The 739-nt window shown below is 71.4% G+C and carries 1 pseudogene; it reads right to left on the reverse strand.

The window, feature by feature from the left end:
* A pseudogene (locus tag G6048_RS48385) lies at positions 1–636 on the reverse strand (hypothetical protein); the annotation flags it as partial.
* Positions 637–739 lie beyond the last annotated feature (103 nt).

Raw genomic sequence — 739 nt, forward strand, 5'->3', positions numbered from 1 at the left:
GCCCCCCTTGGCGTACAGCCGGGAGTTCATCCCGGGCTGGGTGCGCTCGCAGGCGTCGAAGTCCTGCTGGTTGACGCGGTCGAGGGCGGCGGTAACCCCGGGACGGTCGCAGGCGTCGACGGTCACGCCGAGGAGCTCGGCCCACACGGGGTCCGGCTCGCCCTCGCAAGACGTACGGACGAGGGCGCCCCGCGAACGGAGGATCCGGGCGAGTACCTGCCCACTGACCGCTGCCCGCACCTCGCACGGGTGGTGCAACTGGATGATCCGCCCGCTCAGTTCCTCGGCGAACCCGTATCCGTACCCGTAGCGAAGGCCGCGCCGCACGATGTCCCTGACCAGGGCATCCGCTCCCCCATCGAGGGTGATGTTGAGGAAGCCGGGCCCGGTGATCTCGACACGTGCGACACCCTCGGCCTCGGTGATGAGCGGCCGCAGGATCTCGGCGACATGACGCGGCGGACGCCCGGCGGGCCGGGCCAGTTGCAGGGCGACATTCGTGGCGTAGTCACCGCATCCTCCGGGCCCCGGCGGCGCCACCACGGCCCGCGCGGGTATGGCCACACTGAGCTCACCAGCGTCCACGGCACGGCGCACGGCGCACAGGACGGTACGAGAGAGCTCGACGGGGGTCACGGGGACACTTGTCCGCCGTGTCTCGGGCCTGCGGGCCGGCCAGTTGTGTGCGCCAGCCCAGCGCCCTGCCGTTGTTGCCTGGCTGTTTCGCGGGTGAAGAGAG

Source organism: Streptomyces ureilyticus, assembly GCF_011045025.1.
Lineage (GTDB): Bacteria > Actinomycetota > Actinomycetes > Streptomycetales > Streptomycetaceae > Streptomyces > Streptomyces ureilyticus.